28 protein-coding genes and 1 pseudogene are annotated in these 24,281 nt (G+C 61.4%); 20 read left to right on the top strand and 9 right to left on the bottom strand.

Going from position 1 to position 24,281, the window contains the following annotated elements:
- Positions 1–8: 8 nt before the first annotated feature.
- Positions 9–248 carry a co-chaperone GroES gene (locus N1937_RS05790; protein WP_017963568.1) on the bottom strand — a complete coding sequence of 80 codons (240 nt, stop codon included), beginning with the start codon at positions 246–248 and terminating at the stop codon, positions 9–11.
- Positions 249–759: 511 nt separating this feature from the next.
- On the opposite strand from N1937_RS05790, the gene N1937_RS05785 reads away from it, so the two are divergent.
- The 6 genes from N1937_RS05785 (at position 760) to N1937_RS05760 (ending at position 3,533) form a co-directional block, all read left to right on the top strand.
- Entirely contained in the window at positions 760–1,023 is a 264-nt protein-coding gene (locus tag N1937_RS05785) for a hypothetical protein (protein ID WP_260057856.1), read from the top strand.
- Positions 1,020–1,355, top strand: coding sequence for a hypothetical protein (locus tag N1937_RS05780; RefSeq protein WP_170278298.1), 336 nt, complete (start codon positions 1,020–1,022; stop codon positions 1,353–1,355). The genes N1937_RS05785 and N1937_RS05780 overlap by 4 nt, the downstream gene beginning before the upstream one ends.
- Positions 1,352–1,681, top strand: a complete 330-nt coding sequence (locus tag N1937_RS05775) for a hypothetical protein (RefSeq protein WP_170278299.1) — start codon at positions 1,352–1,354, stop codon at positions 1,679–1,681. Before N1937_RS05780 ends, N1937_RS05775 begins: the two co-directional genes overlap by 4 nt.
- Positions 1,672–1,947, top strand: coding sequence for a DUF1488 domain-containing protein (locus N1937_RS05770; RefSeq protein ID WP_222295692.1), 276 nt, complete (start codon positions 1,672–1,674; stop codon positions 1,945–1,947). The genes N1937_RS05775 and N1937_RS05770 overlap by 10 nt, the downstream gene beginning before the upstream one ends.
- Positions 1,948–1,974: 27 nt before the next feature.
- Positions 1,975–2,817: a transglutaminase-like domain-containing protein gene (locus tag N1937_RS05765; RefSeq protein WP_260057852.1), complete on the top strand. Its 843-nt coding sequence runs from the start codon at positions 1,975–1,977 to the stop codon at positions 2,815–2,817.
- A 335-nt stretch (positions 2,818–3,152) separates the two neighbouring features.
- Positions 3,153–3,533, top strand: a complete 381-nt coding sequence (locus N1937_RS05760) for a VOC family protein (protein ID WP_260057850.1) — start codon at positions 3,153–3,155, stop codon at positions 3,531–3,533.
- A gap of 3 nt (positions 3,534–3,536) precedes the next feature.
- Here the strand turns inward: N1937_RS05760 and N1937_RS05755 are convergent, their stop codons facing one another.
- Positions 3,537–4,499: a LysR family transcriptional regulator gene (locus N1937_RS05755; RefSeq protein WP_162118066.1), complete on the bottom strand. Its 963-nt coding sequence runs from the start codon at positions 4,497–4,499 to the stop codon at positions 3,537–3,539.
- A gap of 123 nt (positions 4,500–4,622) precedes the next feature.
- On the opposite strand from N1937_RS05755, the gene N1937_RS05750 reads away from it, so the two are divergent.
- From N1937_RS05750 to N1937_RS05730, 5 genes are all read left to right on the top strand, one after another.
- Positions 4,623–6,023, top strand: coding sequence for an MFS transporter (locus N1937_RS05750; protein ID WP_260057848.1), 1,401 nt, complete (start codon positions 4,623–4,625; stop codon positions 6,021–6,023).
- Between the two features lie 95 nt (positions 6,024–6,118).
- Positions 6,119–6,532 carry a hypothetical protein gene (locus N1937_RS05745; RefSeq protein WP_017963559.1) on the top strand — a complete coding sequence of 138 codons (414 nt, stop codon included), beginning with the start codon at positions 6,119–6,121 and terminating at the stop codon, positions 6,530–6,532.
- Positions 6,533–6,641: 109 nt separating this feature from the next.
- A complete protein-coding gene (locus N1937_RS31400; RefSeq protein WP_311202835.1) occupies positions 6,642–6,932 on the top strand; it encodes a hypothetical protein in 291 nt (96 codons plus the stop codon).
- A gap of 372 nt (positions 6,933–7,304) precedes the next feature.
- Positions 7,305–7,541: a hypothetical protein gene (locus N1937_RS05735; protein ID WP_162118048.1), complete on the top strand. Its 237-nt coding sequence runs from the start codon at positions 7,305–7,307 to the stop codon at positions 7,539–7,541.
- A 303-nt stretch (positions 7,542–7,844) separates the two neighbouring features.
- A complete protein-coding gene (locus N1937_RS05730; protein WP_168724878.1) occupies positions 7,845–8,912 on the top strand; it encodes a fatty acid desaturase in 1,068 nt (355 codons plus the stop codon).
- Between the two features lie 99 nt (positions 8,913–9,011).
- Here N1937_RS05730 and N1937_RS05725 read toward each other — a convergent pair whose 3' ends face one another.
- Complete coding sequence (locus N1937_RS05725; protein ID WP_017963555.1) at positions 9,012–9,926, bottom strand: SDR family oxidoreductase; 915 nt, start codon at positions 9,924–9,926, stop codon at positions 9,012–9,014.
- Between the two features lie 119 nt (positions 9,927–10,045).
- Between N1937_RS05725 and N1937_RS05720 the strand changes: the two genes are divergently transcribed.
- Positions 10,046–10,606, top strand: coding sequence for a TetR family transcriptional regulator (locus N1937_RS05720; protein ID WP_260057844.1), 561 nt, complete (start codon positions 10,046–10,048; stop codon positions 10,604–10,606).
- 6 nt (positions 10,607–10,612) lie between these two features.
- On the opposite strand, the gene N1937_RS05715 is transcribed toward N1937_RS05720, so the two are convergent.
- Entirely contained in the window at positions 10,613–11,086 is a 474-nt protein-coding gene (locus N1937_RS05715) for a YcgN family cysteine cluster protein (protein WP_260057841.1), read from the bottom strand.
- 204 nt (positions 11,087–11,290) lie between these two features.
- Between N1937_RS05715 and N1937_RS05710 the strand changes: the two genes are divergently transcribed.
- From N1937_RS05710 to N1937_RS05695, 4 genes are all read left to right on the top strand, one after another.
- Positions 11,291–13,501, top strand: coding sequence for a transglycosylase domain-containing protein (locus N1937_RS05710; RefSeq protein WP_260057839.1), 2,211 nt, complete (start codon positions 11,291–11,293; stop codon positions 13,499–13,501).
- A 211-nt stretch (positions 13,502–13,712) separates the two neighbouring features.
- Complete coding sequence (locus tag N1937_RS05705) at positions 13,713–14,831, top strand: IS4 family transposase (protein ID WP_260057235.1); 1,119 nt, start codon at positions 13,713–13,715, stop codon at positions 14,829–14,831.
- 357 nt (positions 14,832–15,188) lie between these two features.
- Positions 15,189–15,776: a DUF1214 domain-containing protein gene (locus N1937_RS05700; RefSeq protein WP_017963551.1), complete on the top strand. Its 588-nt coding sequence runs from the start codon at positions 15,189–15,191 to the stop codon at positions 15,774–15,776.
- Entirely contained in the window at positions 15,769–16,317 is a 549-nt protein-coding gene (locus N1937_RS05695) for a DUF1254 domain-containing protein (protein WP_017963550.1), read from the top strand. Before N1937_RS05700 ends, N1937_RS05695 begins: the two co-directional genes overlap by 8 nt.
- Before the next feature lie 13 nt (positions 16,318–16,330).
- On the opposite strand, the gene N1937_RS05690 is transcribed toward N1937_RS05695, so the two are convergent.
- Positions 16,331–16,498, bottom strand: coding sequence for a hypothetical protein (locus tag N1937_RS05690; RefSeq protein ID WP_017963549.1), 168 nt, complete (start codon positions 16,496–16,498; stop codon positions 16,331–16,333).
- Positions 16,499–17,037: 539 nt separating this feature from the next.
- Between N1937_RS05690 and N1937_RS05685 the strand changes: the two genes are divergently transcribed.
- Together N1937_RS05685 and N1937_RS05680 are read left to right on the top strand one after the other, a co-directional pair.
- The gene (locus tag N1937_RS05685; RefSeq protein WP_017963548.1) at positions 17,038–17,244 is read left to right on the top strand and encodes a hypothetical protein; all 207 of its coding nucleotides are present in this window, start codon (positions 17,038–17,040) and stop codon (positions 17,242–17,244) included.
- A 248-nt stretch (positions 17,245–17,492) separates the two neighbouring features.
- Positions 17,493–18,542 (top strand): DUF2336 domain-containing protein, encoded by a 1,050-nt coding sequence (locus N1937_RS05680; RefSeq protein ID WP_260057835.1) that lies wholly within the window; start codon positions 17,493–17,495, stop codon positions 18,540–18,542.
- Between the two features lie 70 nt (positions 18,543–18,612).
- On the opposite strand, the gene N1937_RS05675 is transcribed toward N1937_RS05680, so the two are convergent.
- The 4 genes and pseudogenes from N1937_RS05675 to N1937_RS05660 form a co-directional block, all read right to left on the bottom strand.
- A complete protein-coding gene (locus N1937_RS05675; protein ID WP_260059058.1) occupies positions 18,613–18,957 on the bottom strand; it encodes a DUF1491 family protein in 345 nt (114 codons plus the stop codon).
- A gap of 62 nt (positions 18,958–19,019) precedes the next feature.
- A pseudogene (locus N1937_RS05670) lies at positions 19,020–19,586 on the bottom strand (methyl-accepting chemotaxis protein); the annotation flags it as partial.
- A gap of 257 nt (positions 19,587–19,843) precedes the next feature.
- The gene (locus tag N1937_RS05665) at positions 19,844–20,764 is read right to left on the bottom strand and encodes a peptidoglycan-binding domain-containing protein (protein WP_170280398.1); all 921 of its coding nucleotides are present in this window, start codon (positions 20,762–20,764) and stop codon (positions 19,844–19,846) included.
- On the bottom strand, positions 20,736–22,316 hold the full coding sequence (locus N1937_RS05660) for a sensor histidine kinase (protein WP_260057833.1): 1,581 nt from the start codon (positions 22,314–22,316) through the stop codon (positions 20,736–20,738). The genes N1937_RS05665 and N1937_RS05660 overlap by 29 nt, the downstream gene beginning before the upstream one ends.
- Before the next feature lie 413 nt (positions 22,317–22,729).
- Here N1937_RS05660 and N1937_RS05655 point away from each other — a divergent pair, with 413 nt between their 5' ends.
- Together N1937_RS05655 and N1937_RS05650 are read left to right on the top strand one after the other, a co-directional pair.
- Complete coding sequence (locus N1937_RS05655; RefSeq protein WP_018484373.1) at positions 22,730–23,224, top strand: DUF5330 domain-containing protein; 495 nt, start codon at positions 22,730–22,732, stop codon at positions 23,222–23,224.
- A 279-nt stretch (positions 23,225–23,503) separates the two neighbouring features.
- Positions 23,504–23,926: a SufE family protein gene (locus N1937_RS05650; RefSeq protein ID WP_017963541.1), complete on the top strand. Its 423-nt coding sequence runs from the start codon at positions 23,504–23,506 to the stop codon at positions 23,924–23,926.
- The last annotated feature ends 355 nt before the right edge of the window (positions 23,927–24,281 follow it).

Genomic DNA, 24,281 nt, shown 5'->3' with positions numbered 1-24,281 from the left:
TTCGACCCTCAGGCGGCTTTGTCGGCAGCCGTTTCGGTCTTTTCGACGATGCCCATGATGTCGCCGACCTCGACATCGCGCGGGACCAGAGTGCCGCCTTTGTCGCGCAAGCCCGGGCCGACTGCGACCACTTCACCTTGCTGCGGCTTCTCCCTGGCGGTGTCTGGAATGATGATCCCACCCTTGGATTTGACATCGCCTTCCGCACGTCGAATGACGACGCGGTCGTGAAGTGAGCGGAATTTCATAGAGGTCTTTCTGCTGCCGGCGCGTATGGCGGCTGCAGTACATAAATAGCATCCGTGGCACTCGATTGATAGGAGTGCCAAGAAATATTGTTCACCCAGGGAATTTCTTGAAAAATTCAGGAAATCAATTTGAGCGGATATTTTGTATTAATCTGGAAATGAATAGAATTTTTTTCGCCGCAGCGCTCAACTTTATTTAGCATGTCGTCGCGTTAATTTGGCGTTTTTTATAGATAAATCCGAATTATCTTGATTTAAACTCAATCAAGGCGCAATGATGGGCCTCGTCGATTTGGCCGACTTGGCTTCGCGGTGTCAGAGACCTACGACCCGCCATCACCAGTGAATTCTCGATAGCGAATGTATGACGTCGTTCCGGCGTTCATTTCGCCTGTTCCGATCCGGAATGAGCTTGGCGCTGACCGCGGATGTACCGGCAGCCTCGAGTTCGTCCGGCTCGGATCTCAACGATACAGGAACGCATCAGTGTATTCCTGCGGAGGCCTCAGCCGTGACAAGTCGCACCACAGAAACCGTCGTCCGTTTTTCATCTCCATTCCGCCTGCCCGGTTTCGACGGGGCGCAGCCAGCCGGAGAATACCGCGTCGACTATGACGAGGAATCGATCGACAGCGTTTCCAGGCTTGCCTGGCGACGGGTCGGCGCCTTCATCCAGCTGCCGGCGATCGCCGCGCAGAGTTCGATGCAGCAGATGATGCCTGTCCACCTGTCAGATCTCGAAACCGCGCTCGAAAAGGACCACAAACCATCATGACCGCTACGCGCATCCCGCAACGCAATGGACGCTCGATCCGACGCGAGGCGGCAACACATATCTTCAAGGTGGGGCAAACCGTCCGGGTGAAGGACGGGTTCCTGGTCGTTCCCTCCAAGCTCCCCGAGACATATCGCATTACCGCCACACTGCCTCTGAGAGGAAATGTGCTGCAATACCGCATCCGCAGTGACGATGAACGTCATGAGCGGGTCGCGACGGAAGACAGTCTGGAACTGGTAAACCTTTCGCCCGCCGGCAGCGGCGCAACACTGATCGAGAGGACGTTTGGCCTTGGCCACGGCCCGAATGACGAAAGGTTGACATCGTGAACAGCCATGAAGACGAAGCCGAACGAAGACGGAATGCCTTTGCCGTCGGCACATGGGAAATCAAATGTGGCGCGTCCGGTCGCTACTCCATGGAGATCGAACACGACCGCCGGATCGAATCCGCCCGTTCGTGGACCGTCTATCGTGTCTCCGCAGGCGTTCCAGTGCACGCCGACCATGCCATGACCGGCAAGAGCCGTTCGGACGCCGGAAAAGACGTGATGTCCTTCAATCTTCTCAACATAGGATACCGGAAGGAATGGCTCAGGCTGTCGGACGCCGCTCGGAGTGCTCGTGAGAGCCCGCCGGCTCAACCGTGGCGCTAGCCTTCCTGAACCAAAGCCGTAGCTTCGATGCGGCGCGAAATGCTGTGCGCTTCGTCGGCCATGACGGCATGTTCCAGGTGTTGTTCTTCATCGAGGTTGGCGCTCTGGCGAAATCCGACACCGCATTGCAAAGAACCGAGCCTTCGGAAATGAACTGGCTTTCGTTATTCGACGCCCTGCGCAACTCCATTCAGGACGTGGCACACAAAGCCTACTCCTACCGCCGCCGCGCCTTCTATACTCTAACTGCGGCGGATTTCCGCTAGGCGGATCCGGACGCGAGAGAACGCTCCATGTTGATCCGTTACGGCTATGAAATGACGCTGACCTGCCCGCAGCCGACCGCATTGGTATGCCTGTTGTCGGTTCATGATGATCGTGCGGCCGACATCAGAATTCCGGAAACGGTCTTCACCACGCCGGATGTTCGCACTTCGACTTACCGTGATCTCTTCGGCAACCGCTGTCTCCGGCTGGTTGCCCCGGCGGGCGACCTGACCATATGGGGCGATGCGACGATCGAAGACGACGGCAAACCGGACAGGTTGCTGCCAGGCGCCAGGGAACTCCCAGTTTCAGAATTACCGGATGATTGCCTCGTCTACCTGATGGGCAGCCGCTATTGCGAGACGGATCGTCTCAGTCAAATCGCGTGGGATATGTTCGGCACCGTCTCTCCGGGCTGGGGCCGCGTTCAGGCGATCTGCGACTTCGTTCACGGCCATATCCAATTCGACTACATGCAGGCGCGGTCGACTCGGACAGCCTTCGAGGCGTTTCACGAACGTGTCGGCGTCTGTCGCGACTTTGCGCATCTCGCGGTGGCGTTGTGCCGTTGCCTCAACATTCCTGCCCGATATATCAACGGCCATCTCGGCGACATCGGCATTCCCGTCGTCGATCCGATGGACTTCAGCGCCTGGATCGAGGTCTTCCTGGACGGTGCATGGCATACATTCGATCCACGCAACAACACGCGGCGGATCGGTCGTATCATCGTCGCACGCGGGCGCGACGCCGCCGACATACCGCTCATCAATTCCTTCGGGCCGCATGTGCTGAAGGCGTTTCGCGTCTGGACCTATGAGGTGACGAACCTGCAGCCGATGCAAAGCGTCGCCGGGGGCGCTGTTTAGAACGAGACCTGGGCGGATGCGCGGCAATGTCCAGCCTCAGGCATTGCCGCAGGCAGCTGCAGTCGGAGGACTGCCTTTTTCGCCAAGGCGCTGGACAGGATCGCCGGCCATGAATGATCCACACCCACGATACAGGCCCCTTCGTTGACTTAAAGCGCGTCGCAATCTTTCAGATTCGCTCCTCGCGCTTTAAGTCTTTGTTTTATGCATGTCGTTGTCGCAAATCCGCTGTAGACTTTTGCATGACATGCTTTGGTTGAAGGTTGTTGGCGTCGAGCCATCTTGGGTGTGAGCAGTCCTTCGGGGATTAGCGGAAGATAGGGAGTTCGCAGTTGATGTTCGATCATATCTCCATCGGCGTAAAAGACCTCGAAAGAGCCCGGCGTTTTTACGATGCGGCGCTGGCGCCGCTCGGATATGAGCGCCTGTCCAATTCCGGCACCATGATTGGCTACGGCCCTGAAAGGGTCGGGCTCTGGGTGATGCAGGTCGAACAGCCCGTGGTTGCCGACATGCGATCCGGGCTGCATTTCTGCTTCGTCGCGCCTAATGAGGCCGCGGTCGATGCCTTTCACGCGGCGGCCGTCGCATCCGGCGGCACGGATAATGGTGAACCGGGTGTGCGGCCGGATTATGGGCAATTCTATTACGCCGCTTTCATCATCGACCCGGACGGCTACCGCCTCGAAGCGTATTTTCACAAAGGCGAACTTTAAGGATCAGGCGGCAACTCTCGATATCGATACGCGGCAGCCGGAGGCTTCGAGCGCCTGGCTGGCGACGTCGAGGAACAGGCGACGGAACCAGCGCGCCCGGCCGTCGGCCTGGTCGATACGGCGATAGAGCATCGTCACCGGATCGGCGGGGAGAGGAAGCGGCGGCTGACAGATCGTCAACCCATGCAATTGCGCCATGCAGCGGCCGATCGATTCCGGCACGGTGGCGATGGCGGGCATGGCCCGCAGCGCCGTCGGCAAGGCGGAAAAGCGCGGTACCGTCGCCACCACCTGTCTGACATGCCCGGTGCGGCTCAGCGCGATGTCGATGCTGGTCGCGGCATTGCCTTCGAACGAGACCGTGACATGCGCCACATTGGCAAAATCCTTGAGGCTCAGCGGCGCCTTTAGCCGGAGTTGAGCTTCGTCGTAAATACAGATCGAGGCCTGGTCGAACAAGGGCGCGCGAATGTGCCAAGAGGCCGGTTCGTCGTGCACGGAGACGCTGAAGTCGAAGACGCCCTCGTCCAACCGGCGCGCGGCATCGCGTTTCTCGGAGGCGACGCCGATCAGCCGGGCGCCGGGTGAAAGCTGGAGAAGACGGGCGGCAAGCGGGCCGAAGAAGGCCGATTCGAGATTGTCGCACATGCCGATGCGGAACTCGCCCTGCCAGCCTGCCGGATCGAATTCGGCCTGCGGGCGGATGGCGCGCTCGATGCCCGACAGTGCATCCTCGATCGCCGGGGCGATGGAAAGGGCGCGCGGTGTCGGCTGCAGGCCGCGGCCGACACGTACGAACAATTCGTCGTCCAGGGCCTCGCGCAGGCGCCGCAAAGCGGCCGACAGGCCGGGTTGGCCAAGCAGCAGCCGTTCGGCGGCACGACTGACGTTGCGCTCCTGCATCAGCACTGAAAAGGCCAGCAGGAGATTGAGGTCGATCTTGCGAAGAGTGGCGTCATTCATCATCGTCAGTAATACCTGGCATGGCTACTATCAATTTGCAATAGGAAAAGAAGCTGTACATTTTCTCGTTCCCTGCCGCCCGGCAACCTCCCCCGATGAGGCGGCAGCGAAGAAGGAACGATTTCAATGACTCTTTCCAAATCGCCAAGCGGGGCGGGGCTGGCATTGCTGCTGCTCTGCGCCGCCAATTTTCTCGACGCCATGGACGTCTCCACCATCGGCGTTGCGCTTCCCGCCATCCAGGCCGAACTCGGCATGGAGGCGACATCACTGCAATGGGCCGTCAGCGCCTATGTGCTCGGCTATGGCGGCTTCCTGCTGCTCGGCGGCCGGGTCGCCGACGTCTTTGGCCATCGCCGCGTCTTCCTCTGGTCGCTGGCGATCTTTGCCGCCGCCAGCATCGCCGGCGGCTTCGTCGATAGCGGGTCGACGCTGATCGCCGCCCGATTGATCAAAGGCATTGCCGCCGCCTTCACGGCGCCTGCAGCCCTAGCGCTGCTGCTCTCCGTCTTCGGCGAGGGAACCGCACGGGCAAAGGCGCTCGGTGTCTTCTCCTCCACCGGCGCCGCCGGCTTCGTGCTCGGCATGGTGCTCGGCGGTGCCGCGACGATCTTCAGTTGGCGGGCGACGCTCGTCATGGGCGCGCCCGTCGCCATCCTGACGCTCGTTCTGGCGCCGCTGGTGCTGCCCGCCGACCCGAAAAGGGCGGGACCGAGACCTGCCTTCGACTGGGCCGGCGCGCTGACGATCACGCCCGGGCTGCTGCTCTTCGTTTTCGGCATCACCAACGCCGCGGCCGCCGGCTGGCAGGCGTTCCCGACCTGGGGTTCGCTCGCCGCGTCGCTGGTGCTGATCCTGCTCTTCCTCCTGGTCGAAGCGCGCCATGCCGATCCGATGGTGCCGCTCGGCATGTTCCGCCGCGCCAAGCTCCGGCATGCCAATGCGATCGCCGCCCTCTTCCAGGGTGCCTATGTCGGCTTCCAGTTTCTGGCGACGCTCTACTATCAGAACGTCATCGGCTGGTCGGCCTTCACGACGGGCTTCTGCTTCGCGCTTGGCGGTGTCTTCGTGATGTTCCTGGCGCCACGTTTTGCGACGGTCGCCCAAAATCGCGGCGCTACCCGGCTGATGGCAGTGGGTGTCGGCCTGCAGGCCTTCAGCTACGTCTTCTGGGTGACCGCACTCGGACATGTCGATCCGATCCTGCTGGTCGTGTTCTCGCAGATCCCGCTCGGCCTCGGTTACGCCCTGACCTACCCCTCGGTGCAGGTTGCGGCTCTTTCCGATGTGGAGGATGACAAGGCGGGGCTCGCCTCCGGGCTGCTCTTCGCCTCCTTCCAGATCGGCGGCGGCATCGTGCTTGCGGCCGCCTCGGCGGTCTTCGGCGCCGCACCGCATTTCGGCTGGAACCCCTATGTCGCCGGCATCGCCTTCGTGGCATCGCTTGCGGTGGCGATCACCCTGCTTGCCGCCGCTGGTCCGCGGACATCGGCCGCCCGGAGGCCTGCCTATCAAGCGGCGGAATGATCCTCACGGCCCGCACTCTGAACGGTGCGGGCTGCTCATGAACCGGAGCTAGATCGGCGGCAAGAATCCCGTTGCGTTGCCTGGGCGAAAGGCGCATGGTCGCAACTTCGGCAGCCATTGAACGGGCGCTGCCGACTGAGGATCTTCGTATCCTCGCCCCGATGAAAGGAGGACCGATGTCTTCCACTTCCGAAAAATCGCATCTGACCTCATCCGATCTCGACATGCTTCAGGGCGTGCTCGACGACGCCGGTTACGACGCCAGAATCCTGATCGACGACGAAAGGGTCTTCAACGTTGCGGCCGTGCTGCTGATCAGGCTGTTCGAGGAGGGCGTCACCTCGCCGGCCATGCTCTCGCTGGCGCTCGAACATCATTTCGGCAAGCTGAAGACGCCGCCGAAACCGGTAACCCCCATCTTTAACCGATATGCGATACAGGGATTGCCCCGCGAAGACGCGCCGGCAAGGGCGCCGCGCGTCTTTTCAGACGCACTAAGGACGCTCTAACACTTTGAGTTTGCGCGTAATCCTTTCGGAAAATCGATTCCGATTTCGGGGTTATGCGCTAGCGGCAAGCGAGCCGCTCGGCCCGAAGAATTATTGTGCGAAAACCCTCTTGCTTTGTATCTGCGTTGCAGCGACCGGTTATTTCGGATGGGTGCAGTCCGGGGCTTATCAACAGCGGCAGCAGGCCAGGGATTTTGCAGACATCGACAGGGAGCGCCGGGTGGCGCTCCTGGAAATCGATGGCTGCCAGGCGCAAGTGGATATGCTTTTGTCGATGCTGGTACCGCTCGATATCGGACGGGACATAGAACTCTGTTTGGCCCGCGGCATCATGTCGGCGTCGGGCCGAGCGGAGATGGAAAGAACGAAGCTGATCCGCCTGTTTCCCGTAAATGACTGAGCGCGTCGCAAGATTCACCCTCGCGCTTCGGGTCCTGTTTTTACGCATGTCGTTATCGCAAGGCCGCTTCATAATTCTGCGCGGCACGTTTAATCCCTGTGGAAATATGGCTTTCCTGCGGCAACGGCCTTAATGGCACCTCAATTTTATTCTACAAGGGGGGCTCGCTGATTTGGCCGATGCGGCATTTGCGGTGACCGGGTTTCCGGCCCCGCCATTTTCCCGATCGCGAAAGCATGGTGACGTCCCGTCTCAACGTCGGGTTTGGCTTTCGGTGACCTCTCCGGTCATCCGCCTCCAGACTGCGATGCGGTTTCAGCAGGCATCATTTTCATTCCATCCCTGCGGCCCGGTGTTGTCGGGTTGCCCCTCATGACGATCCCGCGATCTCTGATCGCGACCGACAGCGGGGCGAATACCACGCAGGCTGCGGCTTTCAATTTCGATCTAAGGGAGATTTTATCGATGGCAAAAGGACAAGTAAGAAGTAATCGCGAGGTCCGGAAGCCGAAGAAGGACAAGCAGGCAGCGAAGGTGGAAAGCACATTCGCCAATCAGATGAAGACGGCGACCAAGACCGCCCCGCAGGGCAGTGCTCCAAAGAAATAGAACTTCTTATCGAGCCCCCGCTCCGCCCCCATGCGCATAACAGCGCAAGTGTTAGCGCGTCCTTGTCGAACGCGCTGAGCTCCGGCGCGACACCATCGCCCATTGACATGTTCTCAGAAAAACAGGAATTGCTGCAACTATGACCACTCTTCATACCATGTACCACTTCGACTATCCGCTCTTCCTCATTCGCTCGGCCGTGGTGATTGCACTCGGCTTTTCGGCGATCGCCGCCTTTCACGGCGTCACTCTGTGATCGAATCTGCGCGCCGCAGCGAGTGCGAGGAAATCCAAGTGGCCCCTTTGGGCGAGCCCGACGACAACTCGGAGCGATCCGAAAACCCGGATCGATCCGCCGAGCAAGCCGCGCTTTTCGCTGAAAAGCGCTGGCTGAAGATCCTTGCCGGATATCGCCAGCCGCGGGCCGGACGCAGCGCCTTCGAGCTTGCCGTTACCGTCGTCCCCTTCGCGCTGTTCTGGGCTGCCGCATGGGCAGCGGTTCATTACAGCTTCTGGCCCGGCCTGATCCTCGTCTTTCCCGCCGCCGCTTTCCTGCTCCGACTGTTCATGATCCAGCATGATTGCGGCCACGGCTCGTTTTTCGCCCGTCGCCGCGTCGACGACTGGGTTGGACGCACGATCGGCATCCTGACGCTGACGCCTTACGACTATTGGCGCCGGGCGCATGCGGAACACCATGCTTCGGCCGGGAACCTGGACGAGCGCGGTGTTGGCGATATCGAAACGCTGACGATCGCCGAATATAACGCGCTGTCACGCTGGGGCCGGCTCGGCTATCGGCTCTACCGGAACCCGATCGTGATGTTCGGGATCGGACCGGCATGGCTGTTCCTCTTCAAGCAACGCCTGCCTTTCGGCATGATGCGCTCCGGCGCTCTGCCCTGGGTTTCGACCATGGCGACCAACCTTGCCGTCGCAGTGGCCGCCGCGCTGTTGATCTGGGCGATCGGGATCATTCCCTTTCTTTTGGTGCATTTGCCGATCGTGCTTCTGGCAGGTGCTGCCGGCGTCTGGTTGTTCTACGTCCAGCATCAGTTCGAGGAAACGCACTGGTCGAAGAAGCCGGACTGGCAGTTCCAGCATGCAGCCCTCCATGGTGCCTCGCATTACGACCTGCCGCCGGTGCTGCGCTGGATCACCGGCAATATCGGCATCCACCATGTGCATCACCTGTCGAGCCGGGTGCCCTACTATCGGCTGCCGGAGGTGCTGCGGGACCATCCTGAGCTTGCCGATATCGGCCGCATCACGCTCATGGAAAGCCTGCGTTGCGTCAAGCTGGTGCTATGGGACGAACAGACGAAGCGGCTGGTCTCGTTTCGCGAGGCAGCGCGGCTCGCCGCAGCATGATAGCGGGCGTTAGAGCGGCTTAGCTTTCACGGAAGCGCAGAGCCGCTCTGACCTTTTGCTTGCATCCAATTCCAGGGAAAGCTGTTTTCCTGGAATTATTTAGCGATAACCCGTCACGTCAGCCGGTCTGCCCGGCTCCTGCACTTCCACCATGTAGCGCCAGCAGTCCGGCCGCGAACCGTCGATATCGTCGAAGCCGTAGGTCTTGGCCACTCCGCCGCTCGACAGCGACTGGCCGTTCCAGCGGGCGCGGTCGGGATCGGCGGCGATGGCGGCGACGGCGCGGCCGACAAAGCGGGGGGTTTCGGAAATGGCGAAATGCGGCTGCACCTTGGTCGCCTCGCGCCAGTTCTCCTCACGGACACCGTAAGCATCCAGCATCATTTCGGAGCGCAGCCAGCCAGGCGTGATCGAAACAGCGGTGGCGCCGTGTTTTTCCAAATCTTGCGCATGCGCCCAGGCCATGCGGGTGACACCCGTTTTGACGAGGTCGTAAAAGGGCGAAAGCCGGTAATGCGTGGCATTGTAATCAGCCGTGCCGTCCGTCATCTCCACCAGCAGCCCGCCGGGCCGCTCGATCATCAGCGGCAGGGCGTAATGGGCGGTGATCAGATGTGTCTCGATGCCGAGCTGCAGCATGCGCAGGCCCTTGTCCAGCGAATGCTCCCAGACGGCCTTGTCCCATTCGAACAGTTTCTCGCAGCCCCAGATGTCGTTGACGAGAATATCGAGCCGGCCGGCCTCGCCGCGGATGCGGGCGACCAGCGCGTCGACCTGTTGCTTGACGAGATGATCCACCTGCACGGCGATACCCTTACCGCCTGCGGCGGTTACCAGTTCAGCCGTCTCTTCGATCGTCTCCGGCCTGGAATATTCAGATTGCTGAGCGCGCGTCGTGCGCCCCGTTACATAGACGGTGGCGCCGGCAGCACCGAGTTCCACCGCGATGCCTCGGCCGGCGCCGCGCGTAGCACCCGCCACCAATGCCACTTTCTCCCGCAAGTTCGCTGTCACTTCTCCATCCTCCACGCTAAAGCGCCTCATGCCGCAATGGCTGCACCAGGAATTACCCGGCGCTCCTTGTTTATAAACGAATGATCGTTTACATATGACGTGAATGCAAGAGGAATTTCATGGCGCGACGCCGCACACTGTCCGACGAACAGCTTCTCGCCATGGTGCTGGCGCTGATCCAGGCCGAGGGCCCGGACGCGGCGACCTTTGCGGCGGTGGCGAAAGCCAGCGGACTTTCCGGTTCGACGCTGGTGCAGCGTTTCGCCACGAAAGCGGCGATGCTGCGCGCCGCATTGCTTTATGCCTGGGACAGGCTGGATGCGGAAACGGCGCGGCTTGCCGAGACCGTCCCGAAAACGCCGGAAGGCGCCATCACGCTGCTCGTCGGCCTGTCGAAGGACTACGGCGACAATGCCGCCGCCTGTGGCGAGGGACTGCTGGTGCTTCGCGAGGATTTCCGCGATCCGGTGCTGCGCGCCCGAGGAGCCGCGTGGGGAACGGCCCTGACGGCGGCAATCGCTCGATGTTTCGGATCGGCGAAGGCACCGGAGACGATCGCCCGGCTGATGCTGTCGCAATGGCAGGGCTCGCTCATCTGGTGGGGTTTTGGCGCAGAGGGGCCGGTGGCCGCCTATGTGGAGACGGAGCTGCGGTGCTTCCTTGCGGCAATAAAGCCCTGAGCCCGCCTATGCTTCCTCATCGTCCTTCTCGCCCACGGTCAACGGCCAGTCGACCACATAGTCCTCGAGATCGTCGATATCGATTTCATTTTCGTTGATCGTGCGGCCTCGCGCAGAAATGCCGGCGGCATGGACGGTCGCCGGGTCGCCGGAGACGAGCGGGTGCCACCAGTAGAGGTCGTGGCCTTCATTGACCAGCCGATAGCCGCAGGTCGGCGGCAGCCAGGCGATATCGGGCACGTTCTCCTTCGTCAACTGAACACAGTCCGGCACGAAATCCCAGCGGTTCTCATAGCTTGAGCAGCGACAGCTTTCGCCGTCGAGCAGCTTGCAGCTGACCGAGGTGAAATAGATATCGCCGCTATCCCATTCCTCGATCTTGTTGAGACAACAGAGGCCGCAGCCGTCGCAGAGGCTTTCCCACTCGGCGACGGTCATTTCGGCAAGCGTCTTGCTCTTCCAGAAGGGCAGATCGTTCATCGTTCGTTTCTTGCAACAGCGGCCCGCAAATTCGCGTGACCCTCATGCATCTCTCTTGTTATCGGCCGCAAAATCAATCAATCCTTCAGTATACTCCTGGTACTCGGAGAATTCTCTCCTGATATCGGAGAGATTTGCGGCCATATGCGGGCCTCGCGCTTTCGTCGGATATGACCGAAGCGCGATCAGGCGGGAATACAGGACGTGCAGGATCCGGACAACCCAGGAAATGGGCCAGGAAATGGGCCAGAAAACGGGCCAGAAAACAGGCCCGGAAAAGCGGCGAACGAGGCGGCGGAAAAGCGGCCGGCGAAGAGCCGTCACATTCTGCTGCGCATCGATTCCTGGATCGATTCGACCGTCTGGAACGCCGGCTTCCGCACCGCCGAGATCTGGGAAGACATCACCATCTTCTTCCGCCGCTTTCGCGTGCGCGGCTGGAAGCGCATGGTCTTCGAACTTGCCGGCGAAGGGCTGACGCTCGGGGCGGCCGGCTCCGTGCTGATTTTGCTGCTTGCCCAGCCCGCCTTCGAGGCGACCAAGGAGGACTGGCGCAATCGCGGCGATTTCGCCGTCACCTTCACCGACCGCTACGGCAACGTTATCGGCCATCGCGGCGTGATCCACCAGAATTCCGTGCCGATCGACGAGCTGCCGGATTCGCTGATCAAATCGGTGATCGCCACCGAGGACCGGCGCTTCTTCGACCATTTCGGGATCGATTTCATCGGCCTCTTCCGCGCCATGAGCGAGAATGCGCGCGCCGGCGAAGTCGTGCAGGGCGGCTCGACGCTGACGCAGCAGCTCGCCAAGAACCTGTTCCTGTCCAATGAACGCTCGATCGACCGCAAGGTCACCGAGGCGTTCCTGGCATTGTGGCTCGAGGCGAACCTTTCCAAGAAGGAAATCCTCTCCACCTATCTCGACCGCGCCTATATGGGCGGCGGTACTTTTGGCGCAGCCGCAGCGGCGCAGTTCTATTTCGGCAAGAATATCACCGATGTGAACCTTGCCGAATCCGCCATGCTCGCCGGCCTGTTCAAGGCGCCGGCGAAATATGCGCCGCATGTCAACTTGCCGGCGGCGCGTGCGCGCGCCAACGAGGTGCTGACCAATCTCGTCCAAAGCGGGCTGATGACCGAGGGTCAGGTGATCGCCGCCAGGCGCAACCCCGCCACCGTCGTCGATCGCAACGAGGTGGAATCGCCCGATTTCTTCCTCGACTGGGCCTTCGACGAGGTGCAGCGGCTTTCACCGCGTTTCCACCAGCATTCGCTGATCGTGCGCACGACGATCGACATGGGCATCCAGCAGGCGGCCGAGGATTCGGTCGAGACGTCGCTGCGCGAATATGGCGAAGCCTATCACGCCAAGCAGGGCGCGATGGTGATGATCGAAAATGGCGGCGCCGTGCGCGCCATGGTCGGCGGCCGGGACTACGGCGAAAGCCAGTTCAACCGCGCCACCAGAGCGCTGCGCCAGCCGGGGTCCTCCTTCAAGGTGTACACCTATTCGGTGGCGATGGAGAGCGGGATGACACCGAAGACGACTATCGTCGACGCCCCGATCTCCTGGGGCAATTGGAGCCCGCATAATTATGCCAATCACTATGCCGGCCGCATCACGCTTGAGACCGCGATCGCCCAGTCGATCAACACCGTGCCGGTGCGGCTTGCCAAGGAAAAACTCGGAATTCAGCCGATCCGAGCGATGGCGAAGAACCTCGGCGTCGAAACGCCGATCCGCGACGACGTCACCATCCCGATCGGCACGTCCGAGGTAACGGTGCTCGACCAGGCAACGGCCTATGCCACCTTCCCGGCCGGCGGCTACCAGTCGCGCCGCCACGGCATCACTCAGATCCTCGATTACGACGGCGACGTGCTTTACGATTTCGACCATGACGAACCGGCGCCGAAACGCGTGCTGTCCGAACAGGCCGACGCCTATATGAACCAGATGTTGTCGCGCGTTCCCTATGTCGGCACGGCGCGCAAGGCCGCACTCGACAACGGCATCCTGACGGCCGGCAAGACCGGCACGACCCAGGCCTATCGCGACGCTTGGTTCGTCGGGTTCACCGGAAATTACACCTGCGCCGTCTGGTTCGGCAATGACGACTACACCTCGACCAACAACATGACCGGCGGCTCGCTGCCGGCGATGACCTTCAAGCGTGCCATGGACTACGCCCATCAGGGCGTCACGCTGCGCGCCATCCCCGGCGTGGAAAACCCCCTGCCCTCGGAAAAGGACCTCGCCAAGACGTCTGCCGCCAAGCCGCAGGACGGATTGCCGCAGCTTGTCCGGCCGCGCATGCTCTCGGTTCAATCGACTGACATCCTCAAGACACTCGGCGAAAAGCTGAAGGATGCCGCCCCGCTTGCGCCAGCGAAGGTTGCGAGCGCGGAGTAGTTGGCCCAGGAGATTGCCGGACTGCCCCTCATCCGGCTGCCGCCACCTTCTCCCCGTAAACGGGGCGAAGGGACCATGTCGCCACCTCTCCGTTCCCCGCACACCTCTCGTAGGGCACGTCCCCTCGCCCCGTTTACGGGGAGAGGGTTAGGGTCATATGCGCTAGGTTTAGCGCTGGACATAAGGAATCTGGTTGTGATTCAAGCTTTGGATGAAGATTCGTCCTGAGATTTTGGATCATTGGCCGGAAGTGCGCGCGCGGCTTCCGGCGGGTTTTGACCTGGAAGCAACGGCGCGGTTGCGCGGTGCTTTTACGCGGGTCCGCGAAATCAAGAATGCCGAGACGCTGTTGCGGCTGGCACTTGCCTATGGCGGCCTTGGCATGTCGCTGCGCGAGACCTGTGCATGGGCCGAAGCGGGCGGGATTGCCCGCTTGTCAGACCCATCGCTGCTCGAGCGGCTGTGCAAAGCGGCGCCTTGGCTTGGCGACATCGTCGCCGCGCTGATTGCCGAACAGGCCAAAGTGCCGGCGGGGCGCTTTGCGGGCTATCGCTTGCGTGTGCTCGATGGAACGTCGATCTGCCATCCGGGTGCTGACCGCACGACATGGCGGCTGCATGTCGGCTACGACTTGGCAACGGCTCAGGTCGATCAGCTTGAATTGACCGACATCCATGGTGCCGAGAACCTTCAGCGCCTTACCTATGCAGCCGGCGATATCGTGCTGGCCGATCGCTACTATGCAAGACCGCGCGACCTGCGGCCGGTGATCGATGCCGGTGCAGACTTCATCGTGCGGACCGGCTGGAACTCGTTGCGCCTGTTGCAGACGAATGGCGAGCCCTTTGATCTGTTTGCCGCGCTCGCCGCTCAGCAAGAGCAGGAAGGCGAGGTGCAGGTTCGTGTCCACGAAGGCATAACGGGGACGCCGCCAACGCCGCCGCTGGTCCTGCGCCTCATTGTCCGGCGCAAGGATCCGCAACAGGCCCAAGCCGAGCAGGAGCGTCTGCTCAAAGCCGCCCGCAAGCACGGCAAACAACCCGATCCGCGCAGTCTCGAGGCAGCGAAGTACATTCTGCTGCTGACTTCGCTGCCGGCCACCACCTTCCCGCCGGCCGATATCCTCACCCTCTATCGCTTCCGCTGGCAAATCGAGCTGGCGTTCAAACGGTTCAAGAGCCTGGCCGGCCTCGACAGCTTGCCGGCCAAGAAGCCGGAACTGGCCCAGGCATGGCTCTACGCCAGGCTGATCGTTGCCATCATCGCCGAACAGATTGCCGGGCAAGTCCCGGACTCTCCCCCCTCTGGATGCGGCAACCCCACCGGCTAGCCCCCCATTGGCAAGTCCTTCGCGCTGGCGTCTCATGAAGTTAGCCTTGGCCACCATTTGCGCCGCCATCCGCGGACCACTTCTGTGGCAGGCCGTCCGTAATCTCCTCACGCGAAGTCGTCGCCACCTCTGCGAGCCGCCGCGACGACGCCGAAAACAATGCGATTATCTCCGCGCCCGCCTAACCTAGCGCATATGAGGGTTAGGGTGAGGGGCAGCCATTCGCGCAAACCGGACAGCCCTGTTGCCGCACTTTGCATAACGTGGATCAATCGGCCTCTATGGCACGGCTTGGCATTCCACCCCGCCAGAATCAGTGGTAACCCTTTCATCCGATATGGTTTCCAAGGTCATGACGTGTTTCGATTTCCCCTTTTTATCGCGATCACGCTGATCGTCGCCTTTGGCGGCGGAATCATGATTTCGCTTTACGCGCTGGATGCGACACAGGGGTTTGGGGCGATCAAGCTCGGCGCCTGGGAGGCCTTTCCGGCGTTGCAGACGGTCGAGGCCGATCCCTATGCCAAGTCGCACCGGGCCCGCGCCGGCAAGCTGCTCTACGGCAGCGCCGAGGGCCTGACCTTCACGGCGAGCGTCGACGACGAGGGCGCGCGGCTGAATGCCGGCTGCCGCTACCGCATCAGCGGGCAGACGCCGCCTGCCCGGCTCTGGACCCTCTTTACTGCCGACAATGGCGGCAATCCAGCGGCGGTGACGGCCGGGCATCCCTCTGCGCTCAATTCCTGGACGGTGTTGCGCCAGCAAGACAGCAGCTTCTCGATCGAGATCTCCGCCGTCGCCCAGCCGGGCAATTGGTTGGCCTTACCACAGGCCGGCTCCTTCCGGCTGGTACTGACGCTGTTCGACACCCCGACCGCCGGCAGTTCCGGCGTGATCGACCTCGCCATGCCGAAACTCACCAAGACCGGATGCGGCAATGCTTAGGATATTCTTCGCCGTCCTGACCGGCCTTTTCGGCGCAGCCCTGCTGCATCTCGTCATCATCCTGTCGCTGCCGCATTTTACCGGCAGGGATGCGGCAACCCGCGTGGAGGCGGAGGGCGATCTCAACAATTTCTACCTGCTCGGCGACCAGTATGACGAGGCCGGCCTTGCCAATGGCGACCCGTTCCTGCGCACCGCCGTCTGCTCCTTCGATGTCGAGGATGCGCCGGTGCATTTCACCGCCAAGGGCAATGTGCCCTTTTGGTCGATCGCGATCTACGACAGCGCCTCCAACGAGGTCTTCAGCATGAACGACAGGACATCGGTCGGCGGTGCGCTCGATGTGCTGGCCGGCAGTCCGATCCAGCTGACCGACCTGCGCAAAAATCTGCCGCAGGAGCTGCAGCAGGCGATCCTGGTGGAAATGGCACGGCCGGACGGTTATGCCGTGCTGCGGACGCTGGCGCCGCAGGCGAGCTTCGATGAGGCTGCGCGCAACTTCCTGACGGAAGCCGGCTGCGAGCAATTCGCCGCTCGCTAAGGTTGAAGAGCGGTTACTTCTTGTTGACGCGCGGCGCGGGCGCCGGACTATGTCTAGGGCTCTCGGCCAACCGCTCGTAGCGGACGCCGGTGAACCAGAGGATCTTGGCTTCGCGGGGCTCTTTGTCCGGGCGACGCGGCGCCCGCGGCTGCCGATCCGCCAATGCGACTACTATTGCCATTCTCGTCTCCATGCACTGCCCGAGACGGATGAACTTGCGATGGATTTCACCCTGCCCGCCAATGTGCGGGCCGGCGCGTCCTGCAGTGCCGGAATGACCGGACCGAGGGCATTCGCGCCTTTCCCACGGCACCTGATTTAAAATACCGTGATGCGGAGTTTCGACGATCCAACTACTCAAATCGCGTCGTTCCTATCCGAATTGAGACACATGACAGTTAACAGTTTACTAATGTTCGGCGATGCCAAACACCGTTCGACTCGCCTTCCCTTTAACGCTCGAAGAGTTGATTTGGTTTCACGCCGCCTACGCAAGGGCCTGGCTTGGCATCGGCGCTAAAATTAGAAATAATTCATATAGTTGGCATTGGCGTGGCAATCTCTCTACCTCGAAAAAGGCAGTGTTGCAAAAATGCGTCATGAAAATATTTAATTGCGAGGCGCTCAGATGCGCGTATGTTTCGCTCGGTCGATCACAGTTTCCGGGCATCGATCGATCGGGGATTTTCTACGCTCTTGCCGGAATGCGGAGGGTAAGCGGTGTCTTTGCTGGTCAATTCATCCTTCTCGCCTGACGATCTCGACGTGCTGCGCAGTGCACTTGATGCCTGGTGCTCGGAACGGCGCATCGACATCAAAAGCGTCGAGGCGCAGTTCGCGGCATCCGCGGCCCTCGACCTTTATCAGGCCGGCTATGACAGCCGCGAAAAGCTGCTGCACGCGCTGCGCGATCACAGGATCGCCTGAACTTTTCAACCATCACTTCGGCGGTGAGGAATCCTCTTAGCGCCGTTCCAAACTGTGCATTTTTATATCGCCGGCTAACTATGCATAAACACGCTAAGCGTGTATATTTCTGCTGCTTTTTAATAAAATCTTCAGCATGCATTAACCCTACCGGTGTAGGATTTGTTCATAACCGTATGGCCTGACATGCGTTCCGCCAGCGCATATCGGCCCATGGTCCCGTTGTTCTGCGTTTTCGGGGTGTTTTTGTGCGTGACCGGTTTCGAGACCTAGAAGGCCCCTTGGCCGTCAGGAAAAAGGACGTGGTGTTAATGGCGACTGTCAGCAGTTTCGAGAACCTGTCTCATCCGACACGGTCCGAACTGCGCCAATTCGCCGAACTTTTCATGCCGCTGTTCCAGGCCTCGTCCGACGAGGCCAAGCGGCAGGCGGTCGCAGCGCTGTCCCAATGCGAGAACATGCCGGCCGCGGTGGCACTGTTTATCGGCAACCAGCCGATCGAGATCGCGGCCCCTTTTCTTGCCGCCTCCAAGGCGATCGCCGACGATACGCTAATTACCATTGCGCGCATGCAGGGTGCAGCGCATGTCAAGGCGATCGTCAGCCGCGATTCACTCTCGCCGAAGGTCATCGATGCGCTAGTGGCGCTGCGCCAGAGCCAGCCTCGGGCCGCGGGCGCCTCGGCGCCGATCATGGAATCGCCGGCGGTCCCGCTTTCGCCGGTGCCGGCCGAGACCAACGAGGCGGATGCGCTGGAGGGACAGCGGGTTGCCAATGAAGAGGCGTTGCGCGAACGCATCCTCGGGCTTGCCGGTCATCTCGGCCGTGCCGACGAAGACAGGCTCGGTCTTCGCACGCTCAGCGACATTCAAGAGGCGCTGCTGGTGCGCTTCGCGCGCTCACGCGAGGCGACGCATTTCGCAACAGCACTTGCCGATGCGCTTTCCGCCAGCCGCTGGCTTGCCGAGCGCATCATGCTCGATCTTTCCGGCCAGCAGCTTGCCACGACACTGACGAGCCTCGGCATGGGCTTTCTTGATGCCGTCTTCGTGCTCGAAAGGCTTTATCCGCACCTGGCCGAACAGCAGCACAACGTCACTCGGGGCTGGATGGTGCTCGATGCACTCGAGCCGGAAGAATGCCACGAACGCGTCGAAGCCTGGCGGCGTGCCGATCGCTACACCTATAGGCACGATCTGCCCAATGTGCCCGCACCTCAGGAAGCGCCCAACCACCGCTTCATCCGCCAGGCGCCGCCGCAGCGCGACATGCGCATCATGGGACGGCGGTCTCGCTGAACCGCGGATTAGCGGCCTTGCCACATATGAACTGCCCGAAATGGCGCTGAACTGACGAGCGCCTCGACTCTCAGCCGCCCTTCGCAAGTGGGATCATATCTCCGAGTTCATCCGCCTCCAGCTCGACGATCCAGAGATCGGGATCGAATTTGCGTTCGCGCTCCAGCATCGCGCGCACCGCTTCCGGTTCGCTGCGCAACAGGCGGATCTCGAACAGGCGGTCGCCGGCCTGGCCTTCGTCGAAAGCGGTCTGCGGCGCCGGCGCATAGAGAGTTTCCAGGCCGTCGCGGCGGTGCTGACGGATGAAGATCGCACCCGCCTCCTCCGCACCCTTCTTCTCGACGGCGGCGAAATCGCCGCTGGCGAAGACGCGGCGCAGGAGGGCGGAAACGAAGATGTCGGCGCGTAATCTCATCGGCGCGGTATAGACCGGCGCGCCGGTGGCGGCAATGCACGGTCTGAGTTTGACTCCAGCGGTCAGACCTTGACTGCCAGCCGCAATCCTCCCCAATGCCGTCCCCGGACGGTGATCGAGGCGGAGATATCCTTCATCGTCACGAAATTGCCGCCGCCCATGTCGCGCCTGTAGGTCTGGACGAGGAAGGGCGCGGTGCCGCGGCCAGCTGCAAGGCCGACGCGATCGGCGAAGATGCGGCGATTGCGGCAATTGGCGGTGTTCCAGACGGTGTCGCCAGGCCGCTGGGCTTGCGAGAATTTCCGGTTGTGGGTCGGCAGATAGCCGTTCTCGTCGATCGCCGCGCAGAAGGCGATGCGCTCGTCCAAGGCTGTGACGGGTTCCTGGATCGGCGGCAGCAGGCGGTCGGCGAGTTCGGTGAAGGCTGCCGTCACCTGTGCCGGATCGGTGCCCGGTATCGGCCGATAGCGTCGGTCGAAGAGAGCATCGAGCCCGATCTGCCCTTCAGCGACGGCGCGCTCGAAGGCGCCGGAAATCTGCCTTGCCACCGACTGCGCTTCCTCGATCCAACGGCTGTCGGCGGTCTTGACGCCGGCGCTCGCCGTCAGCTGGATCAGGGTTTCCGAGAGGCTCCGGCAAGAAAACAAATTTCATTGCGGGTCCGCTTTGCGGCCGGCTTCGGCGGCAAAGCCCCGCAGTCTGGCCCGGATCGTTTCAAACGGCACCGACGCTCCGGTTTCAAGATACCGCTGCCGCCGCCCTTCATCCTCAGCCTGTTCGCTGATCGTGCGCTCCGCTTCATCTTATTCAATCGGGTAAAAAGGCTCTTTGCCGATTTAGAACAGGATGTCGTCCGAAAACCGCTCACACTTTTCGGCATTATGTTCTATATCGCGCCGATTTCCTTGAGTTTCTTCAGCACCGCCTGGTTCGGCTCGCCGTCTTCGGGCAGGTTGTAGTGCTTTTGAAAATGGCGGATAGCCGCGCGGGTCTGCTCGCCGGCGACGCCGTCGACGCCGACATTGGCATAGGCCATGTTGGAAAGACCCTTCTGGATCTTCAGCACCAGGTCGACATTGGTGATTTCGCTTGATGGAACCTGCTTTGCAGCTGACGAAGCCGTTTTGACCGTCTTTTCAGCGCTCCGGATCGCGGCCGCCACCGGATCTTCCGCCGCCGCCTTCGAGCTCACATCCTCGGGCGGCTTTTCGGCGGGCACGGTCGAGGGGCCGGCGGCATCGGTCTTCAGCGCCGCCAGTACCTCCGGCGTCGGATCGCCGGTCTGGGTCATGCCGACGGTCTCCTCGAAGAAGAGAATAGCCGCACTGGTGCGCGGGCCGATGATGCCGTCGGGTATGCCGTTATAGAGGCCGCGGCGCACCAGTTGCTGCTGGATGTCCATGACGAGTTGGCTCGGCTGCTGGCCAGGCGCGGCAGGCGCCGGCGTCGCATTGGTGGTGGCTGTATCCTGCGGCCGTTCGATCCGGAAGGTGGTGACCTCGCCCTGCTGCTCCTCGGCTGGACGGCGGGCACCGAGCACGGTCGGAGACTGCGGATCGCGGGTGCGGAAAATCGGATGCGGATGCAGGCCCGGCTGATACCAGAGCGCATTGGCGGCGACGAAGGAGAAGATGACGACGAAGGTGATCGTGCCGCCGGCGACCGACGGATTGCGGCCGATGACGCCGCCGAGCACGGATGCGCCCTGCAGGCCGAGCCCGCCAAGGGCGGCCGCACCTGTCATCAGAAGGCCCGGCTGCTGCCGTCCCCTTTTTCCCTTAGGCGATTTTCGCTTGCGCGCGGCCATGGAAACGCCCCTCTTCCAATTCTGCACCACTATTGACCGCGCCCTTCAGCCGCGGCGGAAACTCGACAGTCGCGCCATGACCGGCGTCTTCGGCGTGCTGGGCGCCCGAGCCGTCCACCGCGATCTCGATGGTGATGATCGTGCCCTCGCCCGGCTGGCTGGCGATGGCGAAATACCCGCCATGCAGCGCCACCAGCCCCTTGACCAAGGAGAGGCCGAGGCCGGAGCCTTCGAAGCGGCGGGTATAGTCGTTCTGGATCTGGACGAAGGGCTGGCCGAGCAGCGCCAGCTTGTCGGCCGGGATGCCGATGCCGGTATCGCTGACCGTCAGCTTGAGGATGCCGTCGCGCGCTGCCGCATCGACCGAGACGACGCCGCCAGCCTCGGTGAATTTTATGGCATTGCCGACGAGGTTGATGAGGATCTGCTGGATGGCCCGCTGATCGGCGACGACCTCGCCGAGATCGCGCTGGATACGGCTCGTCAGGGTGAGGCCCTTGGTCTTGGCCTGCAATGCCAGCATCGATTCGCAGGATTTGACGGAGCTTGATATATCGAAGGCTTCGAGGATCAGCTCGTAGCGGCCCGCTTCGATCTTGCTCATGTCGAGCATGGTGTTGACGACGGAGAGCAGATGCGCGCCGGATTCGCGGACCAGGCCGACATATTCGCGCTGGCGGTCGTTTTCGAACTTGCCGAAATATTCACCGATCAGGATATCGGAAAAACCGAGAATGGCGTTCAGCGGCGTGCGCAGTTCATGGCTGACGGCGGCGAGGAAGCGCGACTTGGCGTCGTTTGCGGATTCGGCATCGGCCGCGCGGTTCTGGGCCTCGTCACGCAGCTGCTGCTCGATGGAGACATCGCGCAGCTGGGCAATGATGGCGGCAAGCTCGCCATCGGCATCGCGCCGGGCGGTCATGTCCATTCTGAGATAGGCGAACTGGCGTTGATCGCGCGAGACCGAGGGCCGATCGAGGCGCAGATCGACGCTCTGAGCATCCTCGCCCCGGCGCAGGTCATCAAGCGCCTGCAGGAAAAGGATGCGGTCGGAGACATGCACCTGCTCGAGGAAGCCCCTGCCCTTGGGATCGCGCATCCAGGCAAGGAAATCGCGCCGGTCGCGGCCGCCGACCGTCGCCACACTGCCGTGCGGGTCCAGGAAGAAGACGAGGCCGGGGGTGGCTGCAAGGAAGAAATCCTCGGCCGACTGCGTGGCGATACCGGAAGACGAACCCTGACGGGCGAGCGCGATGCTGCCGACGGCGGAAAAGAGAAAGGCGGCGCAGACCACGGCGACACCCGCCGGCAGCGCGACGGCCGGACTTGTGACTACCGAAAGGCCGATAGGAGCGGCAACGAGAGCGGCCGACGAGAACAGCACGAGGCGGCGCAGGATCGCGAGCTCGCGTTGGCGTACGGCTTCGCCGCCGCCCGTCCGGGAGAGCCAGCTTGTCGCTGCCCGGTCTACGAGGGCCGTCATCCAGCCGCCAATGTTACTCAATACACGCACGCAATACCCGCCCGAAAGGCTGTCGATCGATCCGGACAATAGGCCTTGGCGACTTAAAGAAAGGATAAGGCAAAAGCGCTGTTCACAGGCTGAAACGGCCGAAATTCCCGTTTTGAAGCATCTGGAAGGCTCTTTGCCTTTTGTGGTTAATATGGGGTAAGCGACGGATTTTCCTCATATTTCAGCATTGCGTTAACTCTTGTGGCAAGGCGAGCTAGCAAAAGCCCTGCAATTGCAAGCAGGTGTTGCCCTGATGCTTAACGGCGATCGCTCGCATTCGACTAAAATGCGGCTCAAATACCGTTCGCTAAAATTTGAACTAAATTTGCCGCAAATGCGCGTGAGTTTCGAAAAGCGGCATTCGCAACTTGGCGGTAGGGTGAAAACACACCGGACAACCGGCCTGATTCGGCGACAAGAACCGGACGGGGAAAACAGGATGGGCGACGACAATGTGGTTTCTGATCAAAGGATCCTTCTGGTTTGGCCTCGTGCTCGTGCTTCTTTCCGTCTTCAGCACGGAGAGTTCCGACAAGTTGGCCAACGGCCCGCAATTGCAGCTTTCCGACGCGTTCACGGCGGCAAGCGGCGCCTATGACTATCTCACAGGCATGTGCTCGGAAAAGCCCGAGGTTTGTGCCAAGGGCGCCGAAACCTTCACCGCGCTCGGCTACCGGGCCCGCGAGGGCGCCCGCGTCGCCTACGAACTTCTCGACAGCCAGTTCAAGGACGAGGCGCCGGCGACCGCAAAGCTTGCCGAACCGCAGATGCCGGTGGCGCTCAACATGCCTTCGCTGGCAGCACCTGCTATCCAGGAAAAGGTGCGCGAGGCAAAGGCTGCGCTCAACCAGCCGATGCCTTACCGTCCGCCGGTCGAGGATGATGCCTCTCCTGAGACGGTGGTGACCGGCGCTATTCCGCTGCCGACGCCGAAGCCGGCGACCTGACGAAATTTCGCGGGCATTCGTCCGCAATGCCTTTCGGTTTTATAGCTTGCATCGGCGGTCCGCATGACGCGGAGAGGCCCCATGCCTGACGTGCCTGCCCTGTTTAATTCAGCATGTTGCTGCGCCGTGAGGATGCTCATCCCTCACGGCGTTTCTTTTTAGCGGTTCAAATCCGCCGGTCTTTCACCTATATGCAGTGTTAGAGCACTTCCTGACGCATTCCGGACGCAAAACCGCTGCGCACTTTTGCTGGAACTGCTTTAATAGTGAAAGGCTACCATGGCATCCCTCGACCAGATCATCGACGACTTCGCTTTCCTGGACGATTGGGAAGACCGCTACCGCTATGTCATCGAACTCGGCAAGGCGCTGCCCGACTTGGCCGAGGAGAAGCGCACCTCGGAGAACAAGGTGATGGGCTGCGCCAGCCAGGTCTGGCTGGTGACGCATACGACAGGCGATCCCGACAACCCGGTCATGAGCTTCGAGGGTGATTCCGACGCCCATATCGTGCGCGGCCTCGTCGCCATCGTGCTTGCCACCTATTCCGGCAAGACCGCATCCGACATCGCCGGGCTCGATGCCTTCGAGATATTCTCGAAGATCGGCCTGGTGGAGAATCTGTCATCGCAGCGCTCGAACGGACTGCGCTCGATGGTGAACAGGATTCGCGAAGAGGCAAGAGTCCGCGCCGCGGCTTGACTGGGATGATTGCTGATCGGAAGGGCCACAGCCGATCGAGCTGGACAGCGCCTGCCTTGGCACATCGAATACATTAACACTTGCTGATAGTATAGGAATACATTCTAAGCCTGTCGGCGAAGCATAAGACGGGGTCGCTCAGACTATCTTGGCGCCCGTCCGAATCATCTGCGAAAGGTTGGATCACCGGCGCGATTCAGCTTTTGATAGAAGCGCAGAACCGCTCCAACCTTTCGTTTACCCAACTCCCGGCAAAACCGCTTCGCGCTTTGCCCGGGAAAACCATTTTGCACTTTCCTGGAATAGCCCCATCGAGATTATTTTCCATGCCTTGAAAAGGCACACAAAAAAGCCG

Source organism: Rhizobium sp. WSM4643 (assembly GCF_025152745.1).
Lineage (GTDB): Bacteria > Pseudomonadota > Alphaproteobacteria > Rhizobiales > Rhizobiaceae > Rhizobium > Rhizobium leguminosarum_I.
Note: the sequence above shows the minus strand (reverse complement) of the source record. Positions and strands in the feature narration are given on the sequence as shown.

Bases quoted from the DNA above. Each gene is read 5' to 3' on its own strand.
- N1937_RS05735 (WP_162118048.1), top strand. From the start codon at position 7,305: ATGACGATCCCGCGATCTCTGATCGCGACCGACAGCGGGGCGAATACC.
- N1937_RS05695 (WP_017963550.1), top strand. From the start codon at position 15,769: ATGCTTAGGATATTCTTCGCCGTCCTGACCGGCCTTTTCGGCGCAGCC.
- N1937_RS05665 (WP_170280398.1), bottom strand. From the start codon at position 20,764: ATGGCCGCGCGCAAGCGAAAATCGCCTAAGGGAAAAAGGGGACGGCAG.
- N1937_RS05780 (WP_170278298.1), top strand. From the start codon at position 1,020: ATGACCGCTACGCGCATCCCGCAACGCAATGGACGCTCGATCCGACGC.
- N1937_RS05765 (WP_260057852.1), top strand. From the start codon at position 1,975: ATGTTGATCCGTTACGGCTATGAAATGACGCTGACCTGCCCGCAGCCG.
- N1937_RS05790 (WP_017963568.1), bottom strand. From the start codon at position 248: ATGAAATTCCGCTCACTTCACGACCGCGTCGTCATTCGACGTGCGGAA.
- N1937_RS05705 (WP_260057235.1), top strand. From the start codon at position 13,713: ATGAAGATTCGTCCTGAGATTTTGGATCATTGGCCGGAAGTGCGCGCG.
- N1937_RS05755 (WP_162118066.1), bottom strand. From the start codon at position 4,499: ATGATGAATGACGCCACTCTTCGCAAGATCGACCTCAATCTCCTGCTG.
- N1937_RS05675 (WP_260059058.1), bottom strand. From the start codon at position 18,957: ATGAGATTACGCGCCGACATCTTCGTTTCCGCCCTCCTGCGCCGCGTC.
- N1937_RS05655 (WP_018484373.1), top strand. From the start codon at position 22,730: ATGTGGTTTCTGATCAAAGGATCCTTCTGGTTTGGCCTCGTGCTCGTG.
- N1937_RS05715 (WP_260057841.1), bottom strand. From the start codon at position 11,086: ATGAACGATCTGCCCTTCTGGAAGAGCAAGACGCTTGCCGAAATGACC.
- N1937_RS05750 (WP_260057848.1), top strand. From the start codon at position 4,623: ATGACTCTTTCCAAATCGCCAAGCGGGGCGGGGCTGGCATTGCTGCTG.
- N1937_RS05760 (WP_260057850.1), top strand. From the start codon at position 3,153: ATGTTCGATCATATCTCCATCGGCGTAAAAGACCTCGAAAGAGCCCGG.
- N1937_RS05690 (WP_017963549.1), bottom strand. From the start codon at position 16,498: ATGGCAATAGTAGTCGCATTGGCGGATCGGCAGCCGCGGGCGCCGCGT.
- N1937_RS05720 (WP_260057844.1), top strand. From the start codon at position 10,046: ATGGCGCGACGCCGCACACTGTCCGACGAACAGCTTCTCGCCATGGTG.
- N1937_RS05745 (WP_017963559.1), top strand. From the start codon at position 6,119: ATGGTCGCAACTTCGGCAGCCATTGAACGGGCGCTGCCGACTGAGGAT.
- N1937_RS05650 (WP_017963541.1), top strand. From the start codon at position 23,504: ATGGCATCCCTCGACCAGATCATCGACGACTTCGCTTTCCTGGACGAT.